Origin of the sequence: Butyrivibrio sp. FC2001, from assembly GCF_000424125.1 — a bacterium.
Lineage (GTDB): Bacteria > Bacillota > Clostridia > Lachnospirales > Lachnospiraceae > Butyrivibrio.
Genome location: NZ_KE384135.1, coordinates 74,854 through 99,197 on the forward strand (window position 1 = coordinate 74,854; position 24,344 = coordinate 99,197).

The window sequence follows — 24,344 nt, forward strand, 5'->3', positions numbered from 1 at the left end:
CTAATACTAATCAACAACAGTCTCCTGCGCTGAGCCCCATCATCCCTTCCAGAAGACTCCCATCATTGTAATATCATCAAACTGAGGTGCATCACCAACAAATGTATCTATATCTTCTCTGACATTTTTAAGAAGCTTTTCAGGTGTATCTACCTCTTCTCTATTAAGAGCATTTACAAGTCTTTCCTCACCAAACAACTCATTCTGGCTATTAGTTGCTTCTGTTACACCATCTGTGTAAACAAATAATCTGTCGCCGGGATAGAGTTCAAATTCATGCTCCTTAAACTTCATTCCTTCCATTGTTGCGACTGCAGGAGAATGCTTATATTCCACAAGCTCCCACTGTCCGTCTGCGCGCCTTAATGCAGGATGCTCATGTCCCGCATTGGCAGCAATTCCTTTTCCTGTGGTCAGGTTTATGATAGCAAACCATACGGTAACAAACAACTCAGTCTCATTGCTCTCACACAACTGCTCATTGGTATAAGACAATACCTCCGCAGGGGTCCCACCAAGCTGTGCCTTGTTCTTTATGAGCGTCTTAGCAATCACCATGAAAAGCGCTGCAGGAACACCTTTACCGGAAACATCAGCCATTACCAGACCAAGATGATTATCTCCAATAAGGAAGAAGTCGTAAAAGTCTCCTCCAACCTCCTTTGCAGGTGTCATTGTAGCGAACAGCTCAAACTCGTTTCGCTGAGGGAAGGCCGGAAAAATTCGCGGAAGCATATCCGCCTGAATCTGGGTAGCAACACTTAGTTCTGCTCCTATCCTCTCCTTTTCAGCGGTGATCTTTGTTATATTCTCGATATAGTCAAGAATTTTCACCTGCATGGTCTTGATATCAGTGTATAATTCTTCCAGCTCATCTCCACTCTTTATATCAAGATTGATTACACTTTCTCTTGAATAGCCGGTTTCCTCATGGGTAAATGCTTTCGTTCCACTGGAGAGTGCTTCCACCGGGTATACTGCAACTTTACGTATAGTTATGATACCCAGAATAACAAAGAGTAATGTGATAACAACACCGCAGGTCACCATACGGTACATAAAATGCATTCTGTCTCCAACGACCTTATTCATATCGATATCGACACCCACAGTACTTACAGCCTGGCCATTGGAATCGTATATCGGTTCATAAGCAGAGCATACCCAGTCGTTATCCATGTTTGATACGGCAGGATCGATGTGTACGTTTGTTGTATACATTGAAAATTCTTCCGCATTATCTCCAACAAGTCCAAGTGCTTTAATTCCCTCAGTTGCGGAAATAAGATACACACTTATTGGTCCCTCTATAGAATGAATGTACAGATATTTTACATTCATATCTTTGAGAAAACTCATATACGTGTCTGTAATCAGGTTATATTTTTCTTTTAGACCCTTCTTTTCAAGGTAGTCCTCTACCGGAGTCCAGTCGTCTGTTTCCAGCGCTTTTTCCCGCACTTGCTGAAACTCATCTTCATCAACCAGCGCCCTTAATTCCCTGATAAAGTCACCATCAGTCTGATTTGCCAAAGAAAGAGCCAGTCTGGATGCGTTTTCACCATAATAATCATCTACCTTCTGTCTGTGTACCATGTAACTATATGTACAAAGCACAACAAACAGAACAATCAAAGCAGCAGCAATAAGTGAGCAGATTTTCACTCCGATTCCTATTTTCTTCATATGGCTCTCCTTTTCTTATCAACTGTTTTTCCTATAATGATGAATACAAACGCAAGAATAGTAAGTGTAATCAGAACTATGGTAAGTCCCTTGCTCATTCCGGCAATCAAAACATAACTGAATACGAAAGGCCCTACTGACTGAGCTACATTTATAATCAGATTGTAAATACCAAGGGCCTTATCATATCCGTATTTCTCCACAGCCTCCAGTTCCGTGTAATAACCTGACTGCAGTGGTAATCCAAAGCTGTCTGAAATACCGAGAATTGCAAGAGCCGCAAACAGAGCCGGAATGTTCTCAAAACGAATTACAAGGAAAAACGCAAAGGCATATAATAGCGAAGCCATAAGAAGTCCTTCCTGTTTCTTCTTCACACGTGTAAAGAAAGATGTCAATAGTTCTCCAAAGAACATCACGCAAAGTCCGTTCAGCAGATATGAATAACCAATATATGTATCTGAGAGTCCAAAGCCGGAGCCAATGATAGGATACATATAATTCAGGAAATATGAACTCATAAGGATAGGTGCCACTATCATAAATAGCAGTGTGAACACCTTGGGATTCATAATAAATGACATTATCTTTATAGAGTCCACATTTTCAACAATTTCTTCTTCATCCTTTCTAGACTTTCCGGCATTGAAATATCTCGTACACAGGATCAGCATAGAAATACTAAGCACAGTCGAGACTATAAATACGCCCTGATAATTCATCCAGTTAACAAGAAATCCACCCATTACGACACCGCAGTTGACACCGTTTAGGGAAGCAACATTATATTGTGAAAATCCAATATCTCTCTTTTCCTCCGGTAAATCCGTTATCCTCATAGTGGCTGCGAGAAGTATCACTCCCCAACCCACACCAACAATAGCATTGCCTAGTATAAGCACCCAGATATTAGGAATAATGCGCAGACCAAAACCAGTCATAAATAGTACTGAGCTCAAGAAGATTGTCTGCCTTTCTCCTATCTTTTTAATGATACCTACACCTGCCACGGAAAAGATAGCACCGGTAATAACCTCTGCTGAAAGCGGGATAGCCGCCATAACCTCAGGGGCAATATTAGTCCCTGAAGTTCCAGCCAGGTCCATGGCGTACAGCGGAAGAAATGCTGTACTTAAATTAGTTAAGAAGAATACAAGAAATGAAACCATTCTCATGATTTCGCAAGGCAGTTCATGAACGGCTTTTCCTCCGTTGGCCACAAGAATTTCCTTATACTCATTTCTTCCTTTTACGAAATATATAAGTTCAATAATCAAAAGGATAAGGACTATAGTAACCGCAAAAGTATTGATGAAGGCATCCAGAACCATCTGATTAATCTCATTCCTGAATGTAGCCATGTCCTTACCTATTTCGATGATACCTACAGCATCACCTGCGGCATTTATTAACGGCTTATAGGAAAAGAGATACTCACCTTCACTGGTACTACTCATATATCTCTCACTGCTTTTAGTAGTCAGAACCTTTTCTTCTAGCGAACCCTCCAAATTCCAGTCATAAGGATAAACAGATCCTACACTATCCTTCAGACTGTAGCTCATAGAATACACACCATCTACAACATGATAAAGTACGCAGTACAGATCATTCATGTTGTCAGATTCATTAAAGAATATATTTCTTGCCACATTCCTGACTGCCTGATAATCCTCATTCATGAAATCATCCGCACTGTCAAGACGTACGAATGCATCCTTTGGAACCATGGAAGATGTCATGTCACTGACCAGACTGGCTTTCTCAAAAAATGCTTCCGTTAATTCTTCCTGAAATCTTGGTATAAGGACAGACACCAGAAGCCCGGAAAGTATAACCGATCCAACCACTATACCAAGGATTATCTTTGCGTACAAAGATCCTTTCCTTAAAATGTATAGAACTACAGCTGTAACAACGGCAACAATAATCAGTATTAAGCCTGCGGCAGCAATTTTTGAGATAATGCTCTTTATTATGTTTACGTATGACAGTTTACAGAAAACAGAATAATCATATGAATTATCCCCAAGATATGTTTTTACCGAATAATCTGTTACACACTTTAGCCCGTTTCCCGCATTAAGACTGTAAGCTATCTCTCTTTCAAGCAGATTTACATCTTCTTCAATAAAAGATACCTCATCACTTTTAGTATCAAAAACGATTACTGATCTAAGCCCGATATCAGTAGCATACAGTTTCCCATCATGATAACTAAGCTCCGCCGGGATACTTAAATCCTCTGAATCAGCGCAGTCATAGATTACTTTATCACTGACACCATCTACATATTGCTTAATCTTTCCATCAAAAGTGCTGTAATAGATTGTTTCCGTTTCAGCATCATACGCGCTGCTCCTTAAGTACAGTCCGGCACCTTTGAGGGGATATGTTGTTTCACTATATCCAGGCTTTAAGAGACGTATGTTGTCATTTGTTTTATATAAATAGGCAATCTCCCGTTCGCCTACAGGAAAAATACCAACTATATGCTCTTGTAATGTCAGTTCTGAATAGAGAAATTTAGAGACAGTTTCAATTGCTTTGCCTCTTGAACTAAGCTCAATTATGCTTTCACCCTTAAGGCGTATTCCTTCACCACTCTCAACATCCTGAAGGAATATGCGATCTCCGGATGGAATAACCCTGTTAATTTTATTGAACAGCCCAGAAGATGCTTCCTTTTTCCATATAAGCTTGTTTTTGGGAGAAACCTTTAAGAGCCTTTGTCCCGCCTTATCTACAACATAGGTATTACCATCTTTATCAAGAGCAGCATAAACTATGCCATCATATGACAGGTCAGAAAAAGGGTTCACTAAAAGATATTCATGACTATAAAATAATATGAGAAGGAGAAGCACCGCCACTATCCCGGCGATAATAACATTCTTTTTATTAATTATTTTTTCATTCATGGCTGTTCTCATTTCTAAAAGTAGTCTTTAGTTTTTAAGATCATATTCAAATCTCGGTATCCATTGATGGACAGCGAGTCTTTGCTTGAAGGTTCTGATTCCGGAAATACCCATATCCTCTCCCAGACTGATCTTGTCAACTCCGGAAAGAAAGCGCTTCCTGCATTCTGAATACATAAACACCCCAAGTCCCTTATAGTTTCCGGTTGTTGTCTGGAAATGAATTATTGATTTATTCCCATGTCTTGAGCCTATGCAAAAGCCTGCCATTTCCCCGTCTATCCTTACAATGATTCCATAGCCATTAAGCTCAGGAAGGAAGGGAACTATCTCTTCAAGGCAGTTTATCGAGCATCCGTAATTACAATAAGCGCAGTCCTTATGCGCGCACCAGTTACCCCTGACAAAGTCAGTGAGCGTGTTAAGATCCGCGGGAGTCACCTCATCCACACTGTAGTCGTAATTCTTCAGAAAATATCTAAGATTCTGCCCAGATTTACCACTAAAAGCATCAAAGCTACTGCTATCATAAACATAGTCAAAAAAGGAATCATTTATTTTCTTTTCCCATTCTGTACCCGGAATATGTTCATAATAGGGCTGCATCCACTCGCGCATATCCGTGATATTAAGATTGTAGCCAAGCTTACCATGGTCTTCTCTTACTTCATTGAAGGCTTCTTTTAATGAATCTTCATCATAATGCCCAATGAGCGGTAGCATAGTCATTCTGCCATCCGATGAATCCCAGCCCATCAGAGAAAGATAATCATCGATCTCTCTGTAATAAAAGGAAAGTACCTTTCCCCAGGCTATGAGTGCCATAAAACTCATAGGTGATGACCAGTCATCATTCATTTTGTCATAATAAGGATTAAGCTTCTGTTTATCATTTACAGTAACCGGTAAATAGCCAAGGGAAAGAAGTCTCTCCTCCTCTGCTTCCGGCAGGTGTTTCAACTTATCCAAATACATAAACCACTTATAACTCCATACTGCAAACTAACTTATTCAAGTTAATTCGTTAAAAATTATTAATCTTCATATTAACTGAAAGCTCCTCTTCTCCCACCATATCAACATATATCTTCCGATATTCACCCAATACATCCTCTGGATTTTTAAAGGTCCCCACAGGGGATCCTATAATGCGATAATCCACACCATACATAAATACAGAAAGACCTGTATCATGCCATCCGTTTGAAATATAAAAATTCATCCGTTTCTCTCTAAATTGCTTCGTCTCAGGGTCATCCGTAGCAAAAGGATCCTCCACCTCGCACATAAGATTAGTCTTGTCGGAAAAATGCGAAGTAATTAAAGAAAGGATTCTTGTTCCATACCCTTTTCCGCGAAGCTCTGGCATAACAGCAAAATAATCAAGGATACAAAGTCCTTTATTCGAAGAATCCGTGGAGAAAAACGCATAACCAACAAAGACTCCTCTGTCATAAACTGCAAGCGTAATATACGCTCCTTTATGCTTAAGCTTAATAATAATGTCGAGCTTTTTTAACTCATCCTCAGGAAAATCTTTTTTCAGCACATTTTCATGGAGATCCTGAACCTCCTCATCAGACAGCTCTCTGAAATGCAGATGGGGATCAAGCCCCTCCTCATCCGGAAGATAATGATAATTACCTTTTTCATCCGGAATCGCTATCATCCGGTATTCCGGAGACCAGTCTTCAATAAGAGTAGGGCAATCATGGCCTATTTTATTGATAAGCAAAAGCTTGCCACGAACAGATTCAAAAATCTCTTCACTTCCAAGCTTCCATACCTCAGGGCATACCGGAGATAGGGCAAACCCCAGACCATGTTCTGTGTTTATAAGGTACATAGGCCAAAGACCACATCGGAAAGGTCTGCTATCCCCCAGAGTGCATCCGTTTTCACCCAGGCATGGACAGGTATAAATACCCTCGCTGTCTTTTTCCATTTTCAGATAATAAAGCCCATCGTCTCTTTGAATAAATGCTGCTTCTGTCTTAACCTTGTTTTCTTTATATTCTTCTTCAGTAAATCCTGGAGCATCCCAGACATCATCGTCGTCATATTTACAGCAAATTCTGCACTTCGCACATGTTCCGCTTTTCAGTATCCTCTTAAGCACTCAAAATCCCTCCACACCATTTTCCTTGTAATACTTCTTTGCCCCTTTATGGAAGGGAATGCTAATTCCCTTAACAGCTTCATTTAATTCAAACGTTGAAAAGTTTCCTTCTCCGGCAGAAATACGTTCCTTTTCCTCAAAAAGAAGTTTTAAAAGTTCGTATACTCTTTCCTTTTCCAGATGGTTTGAAGCCACCAGCACCGCCCTTACAGAAACCGTGTCGGTACTTTCCTCCAGTCCCTGATAAGTTCCAGCCGGAATAACCGAACTGGTATAAAAGCTATAGTTTTCCTGGAGAATACTTACATGTTCAGCATCAATGCCAATCAGACGAATAGTCTTTTTTTCCGATAAATCCGTTACAGCTTTTGTGGGAGTTCCTGCCACGATAAAAGCTGCATCAATTGTTCCATCAACGAGTTTATCAACGCTGTCACCGAATGAAGAATTGACAACATGAATATCGTCAAAACTCATATCATATGCACTAAGGATCTGCCTTGCGTTAAACTCTACTCCGGATCCTGAATCTCCCACGGAAACCTTTTTACCTTTGAGATCCTCCACCGAAGAAATATCATCCTTGCAGGTAACTATCTGGACATTCTCATCATAAATCCCGGCAATAGCTGAAAAGCCGGTATACATCTCCGAATCAGAGTAAAGATCCGTTCCTGTGTAGGCATAATACATTACATCATTCTGAACTATTGCAAGATCAGTGCTTCTATTAGAAAGCATCTTAATATTCTCACCGGAGCCACCTGTTGAGTATATTGCAAGTGTGCTGTTGGAGAGCTTTGTATTCAGAATATTGGCCATGGCATCGCCAAGTGAAAAATAGGTTCCGGAGGTTCCTCCTGTGGCCAATACCATTTCTCTCTTTTTTCCGCCTATAATATTGCCGCATCCGGCCTGCGCAACTATCATTGCAAAGACAATAAGCACTGCCGATAGTTTCTTAATCACCTTATGTAATCTTGAAAAATCGAATAAAGTTATCATGTTATTTCAATTTGCCTTTCCTGAAGACTTTGGAACCTCCTAATAATAGACATAGCTGCACATTATTAAGTTATCCCATACTCTATTTTCACATACACAAGTTATAGATTTATAAATTTGGGATTAAAAATAGATAATATTTTTTCCAGAACAGTTCCCCCACAACACCGAAAAAGACAACATAAAAGGACCTGACACTTTATGCTAAGATTTTCGTTAGCTTAAAGCCGGTCCTAATATATACAGTATTTTGGTTTGTTGATTTATTTAAAGGGTTTCAAATCTCTGTGTGCTGCTGTTGAATCTGCCATTCTATCCATAATGTCGTTCAGATTATCTGCCTTAGTATTGAACTTCTCGAGGATTTCATCCATGAGAACAGCCGTATTCTCATGCCGGAAGGCTTTTTAATACCATACAAATATCATTTTCAATTGAAGCAAGGTATTTTATCCTGTTTATCGTATTCTCTGTTTCTGCTTCTCCGAGCCTTATCTCTTCAGCATCATTGCTCACTACTCCCAGTGCACGCCTGATATTGTATTCAAGCCACTCTATCCAGGTATATGCTATTCCAAATAATTTATCATACGATCTGAATCCATTGTCATAAGCATTAAGATACCCCTTGAAAAAAGCCTCCAGATAGTCTTTACTGAATTTGCCGTTTACAGTTCCTGCCCATTGGAGCGCAAGATCAAGACATGATGATACAGGATTGCTGTAGCTAAGACATTCAAGATCAATCACGTAGGCATTTCCTTCATGCCACATAATATTCTTGGGATCCATATCATCATTACTTATTGCTCTCATTGCAGGAAGATTTTTCCGCGCTTTATTTAGCTTGTCCTGTGCGTTTTCAAGAAGCGGCATATTTGCCTCAAGGAGAGGTGCAATTACGCTATCTTTTTCCTTAGCACTTTCAAGTAATGCTGTAAAATCAACCTCACTTAATGCAGGTTCTTCCTGAGAAATATTCTGCGCATCTATTGAGTGAATCTTTCCAAGTATCTCACCGGCTTTGTAGCTCTGTTCAGTTAAAATCTCATTAAAATCTGTGATTTTCCCTTCCTGCCATGGAAAAATATAATAATACCTTCCATCAACAGAAACCATCTTTTTTCCATCAAAAGATAATGCTGCTACAACAGGAATTCCATTATCCTCCAATATTTTCTCAAGCCTTTCTGCTTCAGCATAATTCTTCATCGCTTCAGGCCTACTCATTATTTCAGGATTCAGACTTTTCACTGCGTATGTTCCGGTAGTTGTCTGCACTTTATACATCTTATGCATAAGCCCTCCGGACACAGCGAGAATCTGTCCTTCAATTGTCCCCAAACCGCATTGTTCTATCAATGCATTAATATTTTCCATACCCTGATCCTTTTTCATTTTTCTTCAGTATCCTAAAAGAAATTATCACCGTCTCAGTTATCATGCATCCTTAAACTTCCATCTCATATAGCGCCATTGAATTCCCATTATCATAGTCGATAATATCAACTATTTTAAATCCTGCCTTCAGATAGATTTTCCGAACCACCTTTTCATTCAGACCTGTATCTAATGGTATATTTTCACCCACTTTCATTCTTTTCTAATCTAAATATATAACAAAAAAACAGAACCCAACAAAATATCACTGATTTCGGCAGGTTCTGCACAGATTACTTCCTCAATCTATTTTCATTATCTTTTGCACAGCGAAGTAGCCCCTCTAGAACATCTGAAAACTCTAATCCGAATTTTTTTGCCTTACTGCAGTCCATCCAAAGATTATGCCTTACAGGTGCATCTTTAAGTCTTATGTTAAGTTTCATAGCGTCTAAAAATTCTCTGGTAATCTCGTACATTGACTTTGTGGTTTCACTTCCAAAATTATAAACACCGCCGGGAAGTCCGATTACCTTTTCCATATTTTCAGCCACTTCTTTAACATAGGTTATGCCTCTGAACTGCTTTGAGCTAAACGAAACCGCCTCATTGGCCCTAATCAGATTCATGAAATAATTTGGCTTTTCCAGATAATAGTCGTACATCCACTCTGCGCGAAGCATAACTGAATCAGGACATATATCAAGAACTCTCTGCTCCATCTCCAATTTATGACGGGCATAAGTATTAGCGGGTTTTACATTTTCCTCAATATATGGTCCTTCATCCTCAAGTCCGTTATATACCTGATCAGAACTGAAACATATTAGCTTTTTGCCTCCAGATGCTTTAGCCAAATAAATAGGGATTTCTACATTTGCATGATAAGAAGCCTCTGGATCCTTCTCGCATACACCCATATCCGAAATTGCCGCAGTATGTATTATCGCATCAGCACCACTTTCACATACCAAATGCTTAATATCATCTTCGGACATTCCTCGCAGGGACGGTGCCGCAATAACATCGCTACACATTTCCATAATCTTATGGCCCACAAATCCCGATGCACCTGTTACAAGTATCATATTTATACTCCCTAAACAATTGATGTCACAAATAAACTGACAAGATATATATTATTCATCCTAGATTTTGATTAGCATGTGATTATAGTATAACTCATGCAGATAAAACTATAATCCATCACTAAGAATTATGTTATGTATTTTTTTATTAGCATTTTTATTACCCTATCGTTCAACACCACACCAGAAGTTTCATAAGAAATTATCAATTTATCTCCCGGAAATATACCGTTTGCAATATATGAATTAATCTTCCTGACAGCTTTCTCTGCATATTCCGGATCATCCATTCTTCCATCATGCTCCCAGTATATTTCTTTACAATCTCTTTTTCTAAGGAATGTGAAATCCGGATATACTACTCCAAAGTTCTTTAGTTTCAGAGGGCACTCGTACTTGTATTCAATTCCCATATCAAAGAAGGTATCAGCAAGGATTTTTTCTGATTTAGATCGAACTCTTTCACCTTTCTTTGTATATATTTCAGGAATACCTGGAGCAAATTCTTTTCCTGTATATGGTTTATTCTTCCAATCTGCAAGTTTTTGCTCCCATGGAATTTCTACTGGCTTTATAAGTGTTTTCCTGGCAGGATGAAGGTTGTTGTAAATCTCTTCAATCTCATTATCTTCGTATTCCCTTGAAATTTTCTCGATATGTTTAATGCGCCTGTCTACCAGTTTTTTGATTTTCTGATCATAAGACTTCTGTGCGAGAGCATAGACAAGTGCCATGTCTTCTTTCTTGATATAACTAAGTTTGTATCCAGCTTCATTTATATCTTCTACACACTGTATATATTGAACTTTTTTTTGGATGATGTCACTCTAAGAGTACCATCCGGAACATCGATAAGCCTGCCATCTACAGTCTCTTTGATTTTCTTTAATCTCTGTTCTTCTAATGTTAGTAATTCTTTTAAACCTTGCATTTCTTTTATTTTCCTTTTTGTATCTCTTTATATTTACTGCTACCTGTTGTATATTTATTTTTCATGATTTCAACAGACTATTTTCCCCGCCTTGACCTGTTGTTATCTATAAATCCTAATATCCAACAGACTATTTTATTACTTTCTACCTGTTGTTATCCGTAACAATACTATTCTCAACAGGTAAATTGGATTATTCTCACCTGTTGGAATTCTCAAGTTCACAATTCCAGCAGGAAAAGACTGCATTTTATCACTGTTGAAATCAAGCATAATAGCAATTCCAACAGGTAACAGCTACGTTTTGTCACTGTTGAAATCCCAAAATCTACAATTCCAACAGGTAATACCAAAGATTTCAGCCTGCTGAAAAGCCTAAAACATCAAATTCCAACAGTCTCTAAACAAAATTTGTCTAAAAATCTTGGAAGTCATCCGATCATAATGGCATATATTGCAATTATGCGGAATATCCGACCACAACAGCCGCCAGCCATTGTGTGGAATAGATACGCGGCTGGATGTACCAGCCGCGATAACTAGAATAATCTCAGAAATGAATTATAATATACTCTCTAAAAAAGTCAACCAATCGTCACGACACTCAGGCTTACTTTTCAGTCGCCTTCGTCAAGAGAGCTACCGTCTCAACATGGCAGCCAGCAGCTCTAAAGCACGATAAATACTGGCTTTGAACACATTTCACCTTTTAACGATAGGCCTTAAAATGAACCCAGTTTTGAAAACACCATAAAGTTCCGTTTCTTCAATATACTATACTTGGTTATTTACGAAGGCTCCATTAAATTCCGATATAATGCTCATTCCAACAAACTGGAATTGTTAGCACTCTGTCTTATTGCACCGGAGGCATAAAGCATAAAATGCAATCGCCAGAAACTGTGATACCACAGACACAGTGACAAGATACACAGGATTCAAATCATACAGGGCACCGAGAAGCCAACTGCCCAGAAACCACGCAATACCAAATCCTGTCTCAAATATTCCGAAACCGGTGCTTCGCATGGAACGCGGGACGATTCCGCTGACAGCTGCTTTCATAATACTTTCCTGCGCACCCATTCCAATCCCCCACAGAATTATCCCAGCTCCGATCAACCAGGCATTTCCAGTCATAAAAACAAAACATGAGAAGAATGTGCTGCATAGTGTGGAAATGATCAGAGCCTTCAGCCCGACCTTATCATAAAGCCAGCCAAAGAATAGTGCAGCAAAGGCATCCACAGCCATTGCCCCAGCATATAGCAGACTGAGCATGGATTCATTAAATGCTCCGGTATTAGCCGAATGAAGTGTGATCAGGGTGAAGTCTGCAAAGCCAAAAGCAAAAAAGCAGATGGCCGCCATGAACAGAACAAATGACTTCCTGAATTCAAAGCTTGCCGGTTTGTCTTCCTGCTTTTCAAAGATCTCCGGATCAGGGTATCTTATCTTTGCTGCCAAAACAAGAGCTATGGTGATCATTGCAGGAACAAGCAGTATCGCAAAAGAGATCCTATACGTTGTAAAAAGGTCGTCTGTACCTTTTACAAGAGCTGTTACAAAAAGCAGTACCGGTCCGAGAAACGCGCCAAGCTGATCCAGAAACTCCTGATAGGCAAAGCCTTTTCCAGTTCCGATCTCGCTTGCCGCAAAGCTTACCAATGTGTTTTTGGCAGGCTTTTTTATCGCTTTTCCGATACGCTCCAGGATCACAAGCCCGCAGGCCCAAATCCAGCCATGTTCAGGTACGAGTGCCAGTGCAGGAATCGCCAGAGCCTGTATTACATAGCCTGTGATAACAAATGTCCAGTATTTCTTCGTTTTATCTGCTATAAATCCGGATATGAGCCTTAGTGAATACCCGCACAATTCTCCTATACCGGACACAAATCCGATGGTTGCAGCGGATGCCCCTGCGAGGTTCAGATATTCGCCCAATATGCTTCTGGCGCCTTCATGAGTCATGTCCGAAAACAGACTTACGATTCCCATCAGGGTTATAAATGTTATGGCGCCAGACAAAGCCCTTTTTTTATCCATGTTCTACTCCACTAATCCCGATTTGCTTATTTCATTATCCTGGAATTTAGATAAATCAAAAACAATACAAACTACTATAATCTCTTTTTTCATCGTCAAAATATATTGTAGTAAATCCCATTTCAGAAGGTATCTTCAAATTTGACGCTGTATTATCAATAAATATGCACTCTTCTGCCTTAAGACCGGACTGTTTTAAGGCTTCTTCAAATATTTTTCTCTCAGATTTTCTACTATGAACATCTGCCGAAATTATTATCACATTAAACAATTCCTTAAGTTCGGTGTTGCTTACAATGGTTTTTATTCTATCAGCTTTATTGTCGGTTATCATTCCAATTAGGTAAGACTTTTTATCCAATCCCCTATGGGCCCCAAAATGCAGAAGATGATCTGATCATTCGTTGCTACAAAATTTCTTCGCATTTATCCTGCATATCCTGCGTGATCTTGTCAAAAGCTGCGGCTCTGGGTGCAAGGTACCCTCCGAGAGATATACCTATGATCGTCACATCCTTCAATTTGAAATAGTCAATGCAAATATCACTGACCAGGATACTATAATGATACTTAAAACCAACTTGATGCCCACTTCCGGCCTGAGGTCATAGAATTCCATTTTGCCAAATCCAATCAGAGACATCAGGCCTCCAATTATGATCATGATCAATGGTAGCAGCGTCGCAAACAAAAGAAGGAAAATAGCTGCTGCGAAAAAAGCTTCTACTCGTAAGCAATCACTGATCATTGAGCTATTCAAAAATCCCACTAGCAAAAAAATGCCTACGAATAGAAAAATAATACCGGCAATGCGAAACAAAAATCCCTCTTCCCAGCTTAAGCGTTTGTGATTCCATATTCCCGGGAGATATGCAAAACCGTGATCTCTCAGATAATGTTCAATGATGGAAAGGAGTTTGTCCTCATCAAATCCAATATTCGCCCAATCCTTATGATCGATTCTTTTTCTCCAAGGCAAATTCTTCGGTGTAGAGAGTGAAAAAACAGCTCTGGTCTCCGTGGACAATGGCGGCTTATAAGTATCTTTGACAAGCAAGGTTTCACCGCCGCAAAACGTTTTGTCTCTGCTAAGTATATATGTCACATAAAAGGAACCGGTGTCCCTGTTGTCAGTTTCTTCCGAGATTTGCTGCGTTTTCCACCTGGCAACAATTTTATTTTTTTGAACAGTTACAACAAAGGGATATTCATCCGAGTTTAGATCCCTTTGTATTAAAGCTTTAAAATCATTAAATTCTTTTCTATTAATCCTTTTCTTCATGTTTTACTTAGTCCATTATCCTACTGAAATTAAATCTTACATCCAGTTTTGTCTATACAATATGTTCATTCTATTCTTTACTCGCAAAAAAATAAAGCCCAGGAGGCTTATTTCCTGAGCTTTATCTACCTTTTATTTTGTATTTTTTCTTGGCACATCTATGTCAATTCCAGCCTTAAAAATGATCTGGAATCTGTCATCGTAAATCTTGATCTCCTTGATATAGCGCCTAACCATGATATCATCAAACTCTGCAATCTCGGTAGGCGCTTCCTGAAGGAATTTTTCCATCTCCGCAACTTTTCTCTTAACTCCTTCGTTCTTGGCCTTATCAACCATCAGCTCTTTCTTATCAACTTTGAGCTTTTCTATCTCCTCTGCCAATTTCGAATAATCTTTCCTTGCCTGGGCAAGCTCTAACAACTCTTTCTGTTTTCCGGCCAGTACCTTATTGATAGCCTCAAGCTCCTTAGAATTATCATTGGCCAGAGCTGTTTCAATGTTTTCTTTGAGCTTTACCTTCATATCCTTTGAACACTTAAGGACCTGATTGATTGCTGTAACCGCTGCTTCCTTAAGCTCAACATCGGGAACCATTGGAGCCGGGCATGCATTAGGCCCATGCTCAAATCTGGTGCAGCACTTCCATTTGATGGTGACCTTGCCTCTGTCTGTTAGAACGATCCGCCTATAAACATCTCCGCATTTTGTGCAGGTACATAAGCTGCTAAGAGCATATTTGCTGGAATAAAGTCTCTTCTTACCGGTCTTAGTATAGATGCTGTTTCTCCTAAGAAATTCTTCCTGAACCTCCGTGAAGATATCCCTTGGAATAATCGCTTCATGCCCATTTGTAACATAATACTGAGGAACTGTCCCATCGTTCTTCTTTCTAGTTTTCTGCATGAAGTCTTTTGTAATAGTCTTCTGCATAAGAGCATCTCCCATGTACTTCTCGTTCTTGAGAATTTTTTCCACAGTACTCATGTGCCACTTATATTTTTTCGCGCCTGTCATAACTTTGTCTCGTTGTAAACCATTTGCGATATCTCTCAATGTAGCTCCGTCCAAAAACTCTTTATAAATGCGCCTTACTATCTTGGCCTCGTCCTCAACAATAACAAGCTTTCCATCCGGCCCTTTGGTATATCCGAGGAAACGGTTGTAGTTGATGTTATATTGTCCGTTTTGATATCTGTACTGAATACCCATTTTGACGTTCTGGCTAATGGATTCTGATTCCTGCTGGGCCAGCGATGCCATAATGGTAAGTAGGAGCTCTCCGGTAGAATCTAAGGTATTGATGTTCTCTTTTTCAAAGATGATCGCTAAAGTAATAGTTTTTCTAGTTCAAAAATAATAACCAATTATTATTATAGCAGGATTTTTTTATATACCTCAACACTTGAATCAAACAGCTTATAGCGAAAGCATATTTAATTCGCCAAATCTTTTAATTACGCCAAATCTTATTCCCCCCCACCTCTGATAATTTCTTATACACTTTCCTCATCCAGCCCAGATATGAATGGATATTTGACTCTCCTATCCTTCTGAATAGCCCTACCACTGCGTTTTCAATATGAATGGATAAGTTTAGTGCTCCGTCTGGACACCACTGATGGCCAGAACATGTATCAGCCCAAATCTATAAAAAGCTATCGTTAAACTGTATTCACTTTTCAAATCCAACAGGTCCACCGTCTCGACTCTAACGTAGTCCAATTCCCCTACACTTTAAAAAAAGCATAAAAATAACGGTGCCTCTCTGCATGCTAACATCTTTTAACGTTAGCCACAAAGCGCACCGTTAAGCCACTTGTATTTTTCTATTTAACTGGGTTCAACCTTTGTCAGCAATACTACCGTCTCAACGTGATTCGTCCAGGGGAACTGATCCACTGCAACAGCTCTCTGTACATAATATCCGCCCTCGGCGAGAATCTCCAGATCTCTCGCAAGAGAGGTAGGTTTGCAGCTGACGTAGATCATGTGCTTAACACCGTAGTCGATGATTTTCTTAAGTGCCTTGGGGTTGATGCCTTCGCGGGGAGGATCGAGGATGATGAGGTTAGGCTTATCCTCGATGTCATCCAGTACCTTAAGTACGTCGCCGGCGATGAACTCGCAGTCAAGAAGATGATTGCGGGCGGCGTTTTCCTTAGCGGCAGCAACAGCTTCCTCGACGATCTCGACACCGATAACCTTGTTGGCGATGGGTGCGATTATCTGAGCGATGGTTCCTGTTCCGCAGTAGAGATCGTAGATAATCTTATCACCGGGATCCTCTGTGGTGTTGTCATAGAGTCCGTCGATGTACTCTCTTACTGTTCCGTAAAGCACCTCCGCACTAAGGGAGTTAGTCTGGAAGAATGAAAAAGGAGTAATCCTGAATTTCAGTCCCAGAAGCTCTTCGAAGAAATAGTCCTGTCCGTAAAGGATAGTTGTTCCTTCATCAATTACTGCGTCTGCCTTAGCATCATTAATAGTGTGGAGGATACCTACGATATGTCCTGAGAGTTCAAGTGTAAGAAGCATATCCTTGTACTCTGAAAGGTCGTGATCCTCCTGAGTTGTTGTTATCAGATCTATAAGGATATCGCCTGTCTTGACAGCCTTTCTCACGAGAAGGTGTCTAAGATATCCCTCCTGCTTCATTCTGTGATAGAAGCTGATTTTTCCTTCTTTATAAAGCTTTCCAAAATATGACGTTGTAGCACTAAGAATCTGGCTGTAGTCGTCATCAACAATTCTGCAGCCTGTAACGCTAACGATGTCATGCATGCTGTTTCTTTTGTGCATGCCAAGAGTGAGGGGACCACCGATCTCCTCATCTCCGAATGTAAATTCCATTTTATTTCTGTATGCAAACTTAACCGGGCTGGTCTTGATGCCTTCCCAGGTATAGCTCTGTGTCTGCTTTTCCAGAATAGGATTAAGAATTCTTCTTACCTGCTGCTCCTTGAGACCAAGCTCCTTGACGTAAGGCATGGTAAGATAAGTACAGCCTCCACATTTACCAAAGTGAATACAGGGGCTTTCTATAGCATCAATAGGCTCTTCGAGGACCTCGAGGAGCCTGCCTTCTGCTCTGCCATTTCTGTTTTTAATAATCACGCATGACACCTTCTGGCCGGGGAGGGTATTCTTGACGATTACCTTTCCCTCAGGTGTCTCCATTATGCCTTTGTTCGGAAATTCAACACGAACAATTCTTCCCGTTACGATATCTTTTTTCTTCATTTCTCCAAATCCAGGTCAACGAAATCGTCGTCATCAAAGTCGTCGAAATCGTCATCATCATAATCAAAATCATCCTCGTACTCGGGCATCATGTAATTGAAAACTAAAAAGGCAATAGTAGCAACCGCTGCGATTGCACCAAATACTGCAAGGCACCATAAGATAATGTTTGCAGGCTTCTTAGCATTAGCTGCTTCCTTTTTCTCCAGAAGTTCATTAATCCTTGTCATTTCAAGAAGATCTTCAATTCTGTTCTTTTCCATTTCATACCCCTTTCCAAGATGTTAATTGTCAAACAACTACTATAATTATATCCAATAAATCATATTCTTTCTATCGATTTAGCAGAGTTTATACTTTTTTAAGCTTCGCAAAAGCAGCGAACATTATCTTCTGTCCATACTCATCAAAGTTGATGGTAACCTTATAATCTCTTGGCTCTTTTACGATATCAAGAACTGTGCCCACACCGAATTTCACATGTGCTACTCTGTCGCCCACACCGTATTCAAGTGTTGCTGAAGCAGGTGCTCCCTTTGATAATCCCGCAAGTCCGGGCTTTCCAAGAGAAGCCTTGCTGTGAGCGCTTGCAGCGCCTGCAATAAAGGGCTTGTCCTTTGGAACCGCTCTTTTCTTAGGAGGTGCTGGCTTTGCAACAGGTCTTCCGTAAGAGGGCTGAACTGCTGCAGTTGTGCCGGCATAGGCACTTCTCTTAAGCGGTGAACTCTGAGAATTCATGCCATAGGCGGGCTTTGAGAAGTCCATCTTCTTTTTGAAAATTCGGCCGGTATCAAGATCGATGTCGTCATCATCATCGATGGATTCTCCTCCATCAAAGAGATATGTACTCTCCGCAAATCCGACCTTTTCAAGAAGGTTATCGGGAATCTCTGATACAAATCTGCTCATGCGATTGTACTCGATCTGACCGCGGTTCATTCTGCACTTTGCACAGGTCAGAGTGAGGTGCTTCTTTGCTCTTGTTATACCAACATAAGCAAGTCTGCGTTCCTCCTCAAGTCCCTCGGGATCGCTGTCCTCGTTCATGAGAGTCATGTAGCTGGGGAATACATTCTCCTCCATACCTGCAAGATATACATGATCAAACTCAAGTCCCTTGGCACTATGGAGTGTCATAAGAAGAACCTTGTCATCATCATCAGATACATTATCGATATCAGCCACGAGAGCAACCTCTTCAAGGAAGCCTGTAAGTGTAGGCTCATCCTCCTTCTCCTCATAGGCTGCCATCTTTGATATAAGTTCGTCCACGTTCTGCTGACGCTCGTTATCCTCAGTGGTATCGCCCTCATCCAGTGTATAGAGATAATCTATAAATCCTATCTCCCTTATGATGTGCTGAAGGAGCTGATCAAGTCTGGACTCCTTTGAGAAGGCTCTGAAAACTCGTATCATCTCGGCAAAGGCCTTAATCTTAGACTGTGCCGGTTTATTAAGTCCGGGAATCAGATCAGCCTCTGCACAAGCCTTTAAGAAGCTTAAGTTATGGGTATCAGCATATTCCTGAACATGCGAAATGCTGGTAGCTCCGATTCCTCGCTTTGGAACGTTTATTATTCTTCTGGCAGCAAGGTCGTCTGCACCCGAATCAACTGTCTTAAGGTATGCAAGAAGGTCCTTTATCTCACGTCTTCCATAGAAGTTAACGCCGCCCACAAGGTCATAGGGAATGCCCTCATAGACGAATCGCTCTTCTATAAGTCGTGACTGGGCATTGGTTCTGTAAAGAACAGCGATGTCCTTATAATCTGCCTTGCCGGTTTTCTTGAGCTTACAGATATCAGATGCGATATATTCAGCTTCCTCCGGTGCCTGGGTAACCTGCTTTAATTTTACAAGCTCGCCCTTGCCCTCATCGGTCCAGAGTGCCTTGTCTTTTCGTCCGTAGTTATTCTTAATTACTGCGTTTGCAGCATCAAGTATGCTCTGAGTTGATCTGTAGTTCTGCTCCAGCTTAATGACTGTCGCATCCGGGTAAACCTTTTCAAAATCAAGAATATTCCTGATATTGGCACCTCGGAATCTGTAGATACTCTGGTCATCATCACCAACCACGCAGAGGTTCTTATATCTGTCAGCGAGAAGTCTTATGAATTCAAACTGTACATTGTTGGTATCCTGATACTCATCCACCATGATATAGCGGAATCTTTCCTGATACTGCTTCAGGATTTCGGGCTCCTTCCGAAAAAGCTTCACCGTGTTTAAAAGCAGATCATCAAAGTCCATGGCATTATTTTTCTTCAAAGTATTCTCATACTCGATGTAAGCCTTGGCTATCTTCTGCTTTCTGAAATCAGAGCCTGATGTGAGCGCGTACTCATTGGCATCCACGCAGTTGTCCTTTGCATGGGATATCGCGGTCTGGATTCCACGAAGCTTAAGCTGCATTGTCTCAAGCTGATATCTTTTACAGATGTCCTTTAAAACGGACTTTGAATCATCTGAATCATAGATGGTGAAGTTGTTGTCATATCCGAGCTTGTCCGCATAGCGTCTTAAGATTCTCACACAGGTTGAATGAAAAGTCGCAACCCATATGCTCTCTGAGCCAAAGCCCACTATCTTATCGACACGCTCTCTCATCTCGCCTGCTGCCTTGTTAGTGAAGGTGATGGCGAGAATATTCCAGGGATTAACTCCGCATTCGTCAATTAAATAAGCGATTCTGTGTGTCAGCACTCTGGTCTTTCCCGAACCTGCACCTGCAAGTATCAGCACCGGGCCATCTGTCTGCAGAACCGCTTTCTTCTGTTCACTATTCAGGGTATCGTATATACTCATTAAAAATCTGTTGCCTTTCTAATATTTCCCTCATCCGGCGCTTTGCGCCACCTTCTCCCATAGGGAGAATGCTTCTATTTTCTCATTTTTTCTTCTTCTTTTTATTTGTATCTCCGCGCTCCTCCTGGATATGGTCTATGATATTTTCAATAAGAAGCATCTTAATGAAAACATCATAAGAAAGCATGGAGATAAAGGTTAACATCTGAAGCTCATCCTTGTCCTCGCCCTTTGCTTCGGGGAATGACTCCTGAGCTCTTCCGTATTTTTCCTTAATATCCTCTTTGAGATGAGCTATTATCTCATCCTGCGCATCATAAATTGTGGTGTAGATATCCTTCAAATTGATCTCAGCATCATCATTGCCAAAGCGCTTATACAGTGGCTCAAAAAGAGTCTGAATATCGCTGAAGGACAGGATGTTTTTGTAATAATAAATATAAATCAAAAGGATTATGTGATCCTTCGAATACTTCTTCTTAATAGGCGGCGGCAGTAGATCATTCTTGGCATAATTGTTGATCATGGTCTTGGTAAGGATCTTATCAACGCCGGGATGTCTTGCTGACTTGCGAAGGTTCTCCTCCATGAAGGTCAGAAGCTGATCCATGTAAAGATCAATATTGGGAATATCATTGACCTCCACCTGCTTGGTCCTGTCAAGACTCGCCATTATGCTATTTAAAAGATCATCATAATCCAGTGTCATTATATGTCTCCAGTTAAAATCATCTATACTTTATTTGCTGCAATCAGGCTATGCTCTTTTTAACCTCATCCGCCTGGTGCATCATTTCTCTTGCATTCTCCAGAGTGGAATCCGTAATCTGGGCACCGCCAAGCATTCTCGCCAGCTCAGAAACTCTGTTGTCATCGCTGAGTCTGTGTATCTGAGTCACAGTTCTCTCCTGTCCATCCTCGTCCTGAGTTCCCTTTGCGATCTCGTAGTGGTTATCAGCCATGGCTGCAATCTGAGGAAGGTGTGTGATACAGATTATCTGGTGTCCTCTTGCAAGGAGTCCTAATTTCTCTGAAACCTTCCATGCGGTCTGTCCGCTGATTCCGGCATCTATCTCATCAAAAATGAGTGTGTCGATGTCATCCTTTTCAGCAACAACTGTCTTGATTGCAAGCATTATTCTGGAAAGCTCACCACCGCTTGCCACCTGGTCTAGAGGTCTTATCTTCTCTCCGGGGTTTGTGGATATCATGAATTCCACATCATCAAAACCGCCTGCTGCCATCTTTTCCTCATCAGGTCTTACTTCAATCTCGAATCTCACATCGATGAAGTTCAGGTCCTCAAGAGCCTTCTTCAAAAGGCCTGATAACACGTCTGCATTCTTTTTTCTTAAATCAGAAATCTTTTTGCAGATTGCGAGAGTCTCATCATGGAGTCTCTTTTCATCAGCAATGAGCTTTTCTCTATAGGCACCAAGGTCCTCTAACTTTTCAAGCTCTTTTTCCTTCTCGTCTCTGTATTCTAAGACTGCTTCGATGCTTCCGCCATACTTATCCTTTAAATGATTGATAACGTTAAGTCTGTCCTCTGTGATCTGAAAATCTTCAGGATCAAATTCCAGCTCATCGATATAGGATGAAATCGCATGTCTAAAATCCGATAATAAATTATCTATATCAGATAGCTGTTCCAACAGCTCCGCAGCCTTATCATCATAGCTGCTTACGGAAGAAAGCTCTCTCACTGCTCTGCCTATGGCATCCGCAGCACTGTCATTTGAATCTCCTGCTCCCGTAACCTCTGCAGCTATACCTGCTGCCTCGGCAATCTTTCGGGAGTTGACCATTCTCTTGTACTTTGTCTCGAGCTCATCATCCTCACCGGGTCTTGGATCTGCTTCGTTTATCTCATTAAACTCAAAGCTTGCAAGATCCTTTTGTCTCTCGCGCTCCCTCTCATCGAGGTTTGTCTCCTCGAGGCTGCCAAGGACTTCCTTCCAGCTCTTATATGAGGCTGCGCATTTTTCCTTGAGCTTTGTAAGCTCCTCGCCTGCAAAATCATCAAGTATCTCCAGGTGCTTCTTTTTATGCAAAAGCTCCTGATGGTCGTTCTGACCATGGATGTTTATCAGAATATTGGAAAGATCTCGTAGCTGCCTTGCGCTTACATTTTCTCCATTGGCCTTGCAAACGCTTCTGCCCTCCATGATCTTTCTCTGGAGTATCAGGGTTCCATCCTCATCTACAGGGATGTCCAGTTCCTTTAAGCTCTTAAGCTGAGCTTCATTGGTAATTCCAAAGGTCAGCTCAATAAGCGCATATTCTGCGCCTGTTCGAATCATGGCACTGTTGGCCTTTTCACCCAGCGCCAGATTCACGCTTCCGATTATGACTGATTTACCTGCTCCAGTCTCACCACTCATGATATTGAGACCATTTCTGAATTCAACCTCCTGCTCATTTATAAGAGCAAGATTCTTCACATGTAGACTATATAACATATTTACCTCTTTCCCTTCGTGCTTCTTCGGGCATACTTAGGGAGTGTAAATTCTTCAAAAGAAGAATGATTACCGATAATTATCCGATGATCTCATTAAGTTCATTCATAACCTTCTGTACATCGGCAGTTGTACGTATTGCTGCCATGATGGTGTCATCACCTGCAATACATCCAACTATACTTTCAAATTCAAGTGCATCCAGGGCTGCAGCTACAGCCATGGCCATTCCCGAAACCGTGCGGATAACAAGAATGTTCTGTGCACTGTCCATACTGATAAAGCCGGCTCTAAGAACATCGGCGTACTTATCATTCATTGAGGCGTTGTCCTGAAGATAGACATATTTATGCCTTCCGTCAGGCGTGGCTCTTTTAGTGAGGCGAAGCTCCCTGATATCTCTTGAAACAGTCGCCTGTGTCACCTTAAACCCTTCAGCATTGAGCATATCCGCTATCTGCTCCTGAGTTTCAATGACATTATTCTGGATAATCTCTATAAGCTTGCTCTGTCGTTTTTTCTTCATACAAGTTTTTTCCTCAAAATATTTAAAAAGCTCTCGCTACTTAGCTTCAGTATCCTGGTTACCTGTTCAGCGCGGGATATATCAATCCTGTCTCCGCTCTGCATAATAAAGCGCTTTCCGCCATCGAAGGAGGCTTCCAACCTCTGAACGCTGTCTGCTCTTCCGACTCCGATCTCGATCGTAACCTTATCATTTTCAGATAATACGATGGTCCTGGAATTAGCGGTGTGTGAACATATAGGTGTCAAAAGTAATATCTGTGCCTTGGGATCCACAATCGGTCCCCCGGCAGACATGTTGTAAGCCGTTGATCCTGTAGGCGAGGAAAGAATTACTCCGTCCGCCTTATAGGAAGTAAGCGGCTGGTCATTTACATATACATTAAAATTGTAGGCTTGCAGTGATGAGCATCTTGCAATAACGATGTCATTAAGTGCGAAGTTCTTCTTACCCTTTTCTTCGCCCTGACAAAGAATCCCCTGAAGCATCATGCGGTCTTCAATCTCATAATCATCGTTAAGGAGCTTGTCCATGGCACTCTCTGCTTCTGACAGCTCAACCTCGGTCATATAGCCCAGGGTTCCGAGGTTAACTCCGATGAGCGGAATATTCTGCTCAAGAACATTTCTCGCTGCCTGAAGCATCGTTCCGTCTCCGCCGAGAACTATGCAACACTCGGAGGAATCAGGTACTTCACATTTGTACTCAGGACCATTCCCGGCACAAACCCTCTCTATCTCTGCCACCTCACAGATGGCCCCGTGTGACTCAAGGTAGTTGCGGATCCTGTCAGTTTCCTTCATATCAGGATCCTTACTCTTATTCGTGATTATGAAAAACCGTTTCATAG

20 protein-coding genes are annotated in these 24,344 nt (G+C 41.1%); all 20 read right to left on the reverse strand.

The features are described 5' to 3' along the window. Positions 1 to 39: 39 nt before the first annotated feature. On the reverse strand, positions 40 to 1,686 hold the full coding sequence (locus G601_RS0120430) for a PP2C family protein-serine/threonine phosphatase (protein ID WP_026493412.1): 1,647 nt from the start codon (positions 1,684 to 1,686) through the stop codon (positions 40 to 42). Next, complete coding sequence (locus tag G601_RS0120435; protein WP_026666444.1) at positions 1,683 to 4,607, reverse strand: MFS transporter; 2,925 nt, start codon at positions 4,605 to 4,607, stop codon at positions 1,683 to 1,685. The genes G601_RS0120430 and G601_RS0120435 overlap by 4 nt, the downstream gene beginning before the upstream one ends. Positions 4,608 to 4,634: 27 nt before the next feature. Continuing rightward, a complete protein-coding gene (locus G601_RS0120440) occupies positions 4,635 to 5,576 on the reverse strand; it encodes a phosphatidylglycerol lysyltransferase domain-containing protein (RefSeq protein WP_196808936.1) in 942 nt (313 codons plus the stop codon). Positions 5,577 to 5,631: 55 nt separating this feature from the next. After that, positions 5,632 to 6,726: a GNAT family N-acetyltransferase gene (locus G601_RS0120445; RefSeq protein ID WP_026666446.1), complete on the reverse strand. Its 1,095-nt coding sequence runs from the start codon at positions 6,724 to 6,726 to the stop codon at positions 5,632 to 5,634. Beyond that, complete coding sequence (locus G601_RS0120450; protein ID WP_051206121.1) at positions 6,727 to 7,731, reverse strand: TAXI family TRAP transporter solute-binding subunit; 1,005 nt, start codon at positions 7,729 to 7,731, stop codon at positions 6,727 to 6,729. 390 nt (positions 7,732 to 8,121) lie between these two features. Next, on the reverse strand, positions 8,122 to 9,075 hold the full coding sequence (locus G601_RS0120460) for an aminoglycoside phosphotransferase family protein (protein ID WP_207638079.1): 954 nt from the start codon (positions 9,073 to 9,075) through the stop codon (positions 8,122 to 8,124). Between the two features lie 106 nt (positions 9,076 to 9,181). Continuing rightward, positions 9,182 to 9,322, reverse strand: a complete 141-nt coding sequence (locus G601_RS26355; protein ID WP_155834589.1) for a hypothetical protein — start codon at positions 9,320 to 9,322, stop codon at positions 9,182 to 9,184. A gap of 82 nt (positions 9,323 to 9,404) precedes the next feature. Continuing rightward, positions 9,405 to 10,199: an SDR family oxidoreductase gene (locus tag G601_RS0120470; RefSeq protein ID WP_035791248.1), complete on the reverse strand. Its 795-nt coding sequence runs from the start codon at positions 10,197 to 10,199 to the stop codon at positions 9,405 to 9,407. 128 nt (positions 10,200 to 10,327) lie between these two features. Continuing rightward, complete coding sequence (locus tag G601_RS24415; RefSeq protein ID WP_051206123.1) at positions 10,328 to 10,933, reverse strand: hypothetical protein; 606 nt, start codon at positions 10,931 to 10,933, stop codon at positions 10,328 to 10,330. Between the two features lie 1,040 nt (positions 10,934 to 11,973). Beyond that, positions 11,974 to 13,176: an MFS transporter gene (locus G601_RS0120485; protein ID WP_026666450.1), complete on the reverse strand. Its 1,203-nt coding sequence runs from the start codon at positions 13,174 to 13,176 to the stop codon at positions 11,974 to 11,976. A gap of 55 nt (positions 13,177 to 13,231) precedes the next feature. Continuing rightward, positions 13,232 to 13,537 (reverse strand): HAD-IA family hydrolase, encoded by a 306-nt coding sequence (locus G601_RS24420; protein ID WP_155834590.1) that lies wholly within the window; start codon positions 13,535 to 13,537, stop codon positions 13,232 to 13,234. Positions 13,538 to 13,693: 156 nt separating this feature from the next. Continuing rightward, a complete protein-coding gene (locus G601_RS0120495) occupies positions 13,694 to 14,458 on the reverse strand; it encodes a hypothetical protein (protein ID WP_026666451.1) in 765 nt (254 codons plus the stop codon). Between the two features lie 132 nt (positions 14,459 to 14,590). Continuing rightward, positions 14,591 to 15,796 (reverse strand): recombinase family protein, encoded by a 1,206-nt coding sequence (locus G601_RS24425; protein WP_330368890.1) that lies wholly within the window; start codon positions 15,794 to 15,796, stop codon positions 14,591 to 14,593. Between the two features lie 495 nt (positions 15,797 to 16,291). Next, entirely contained in the window at positions 16,292 to 17,701 is a 1,410-nt protein-coding gene (rlmD, locus tag G601_RS0120505; protein ID WP_026666452.1) for a 23S rRNA (uracil(1939)-C(5))-methyltransferase RlmD, read from the reverse strand. After that, a complete protein-coding gene (locus G601_RS0120510; protein WP_026493403.1) occupies positions 17,698 to 17,964 on the reverse strand; it encodes a hypothetical protein in 267 nt (88 codons plus the stop codon). The genes rlmD and G601_RS0120510 overlap by 4 nt, the downstream gene beginning before the upstream one ends. Positions 17,965 to 18,052: 88 nt before the next feature. Next, positions 18,053 to 20,506 (reverse strand): ATP-dependent helicase, encoded by a 2,454-nt coding sequence (locus G601_RS0120515; protein WP_026666453.1) that lies wholly within the window; start codon positions 20,504 to 20,506, stop codon positions 18,053 to 18,055. Between the two features lie 82 nt (positions 20,507 to 20,588). Next, positions 20,589 to 21,215, reverse strand: a complete 627-nt coding sequence (locus tag G601_RS0120520) for a DUF1836 domain-containing protein (protein WP_026493401.1) — start codon at positions 21,213 to 21,215, stop codon at positions 20,589 to 20,591. A 43-nt stretch (positions 21,216 to 21,258) separates the two neighbouring features. After that, a complete protein-coding gene (gene recN / locus G601_RS0120525; protein WP_026666454.1) occupies positions 21,259 to 22,968 on the reverse strand; it encodes a DNA repair protein RecN in 1,710 nt (569 codons plus the stop codon). A gap of 79 nt (positions 22,969 to 23,047) precedes the next feature. Further along, positions 23,048 to 23,494: an arginine repressor gene (argR, locus tag G601_RS0120530; RefSeq protein ID WP_026493399.1), complete on the reverse strand. Its 447-nt coding sequence runs from the start codon at positions 23,492 to 23,494 to the stop codon at positions 23,048 to 23,050. Further along, positions 23,491 to 24,342, reverse strand: a complete 852-nt coding sequence (locus G601_RS0120535; protein ID WP_026493398.1) for an NAD(+)/NADH kinase — start codon at positions 24,340 to 24,342, stop codon at positions 23,491 to 23,493. The genes argR and G601_RS0120535 overlap by 4 nt, the downstream gene beginning before the upstream one ends. Between the last annotated feature and the right edge of the window lie 2 nt (positions 24,343 to 24,344).

Excerpts from the sequence above, each read along its gene's own strand:
- G601_RS0120470 (WP_035791248.1), bottom strand. The coding sequence starts at position 10,199 with ATGATACTTGTAACAGGTGCATCGGGATTTGTGGGCCATAAGATTATG.
- G601_RS0120485 (WP_026666450.1), bottom strand. The coding sequence starts at position 13,176 with ATGGATAAAAAAAGGGCTTTGTCTGGCGCCATAACATTTATAACCCTG.
- G601_RS24415 (WP_051206123.1), bottom strand. The coding sequence starts at position 10,933 with ATGGCACTTGTCTATGCTCTCGCACAGAAGTCTTATGATCAGAAAATC.
- G601_RS0120510 (WP_026493403.1), bottom strand. The coding sequence starts at position 17,964 with ATGGAAAAGAACAGAATTGAAGATCTTCTTGAAATGACAAGGATTAAT.
- G601_RS0120520 (WP_026493401.1), bottom strand. The coding sequence starts at position 21,215 with ATGACACTGGATTATGATGATCTTTTAAATAGCATAATGGCGAGTCTT.
- G601_RS0120515 (WP_026666453.1), bottom strand. The coding sequence starts at position 20,506 with ATGAGTATATACGATACCCTGAATAGTGAACAGAAGAAAGCGGTTCTG.
- G601_RS0120450 (WP_051206121.1), bottom strand. The coding sequence starts at position 7,731 with ATGATAACTTTATTCGATTTTTCAAGATTACATAAGGTGATTAAGAAA.
- G601_RS0120535 (WP_026493398.1), bottom strand. The coding sequence starts at position 24,342 with ATGAAACGGTTTTTCATAATCACGAATAAGAGTAAGGATCCTGATATG.
- rlmD (WP_026666452.1), bottom strand. The coding sequence starts at position 17,701 with ATGAAGAAAAAAGATATCGTAACGGGAAGAATTGTTCGTGTTGAATTT.
- argR (WP_026493399.1), bottom strand. The coding sequence starts at position 23,494 with ATGAAGAAAAAACGACAGAGCAAGCTTATAGAGATTATCCAGAATAAT.
- G601_RS0120430 (WP_026493412.1), bottom strand. The coding sequence starts at position 1,686 with ATGAAGAAAATAGGAATCGGAGTGAAAATCTGCTCACTTATTGCTGCT.
- G601_RS0120495 (WP_026666451.1), bottom strand. The coding sequence starts at position 14,458 with ATGAAGAAAAGGATTAATAGAAAAGAATTTAATGATTTTAAAGCTTTA.
- recN (WP_026666454.1), bottom strand. The coding sequence starts at position 22,968 with ATGTTATATAGTCTACATGTGAAGAATCTTGCTCTTATAAATGAGCAG.
- G601_RS0120435 (WP_026666444.1), bottom strand. The coding sequence starts at position 4,607 with ATGAATGAAAAAATAATTAATAAAAAGAATGTTATTATCGCCGGGATA.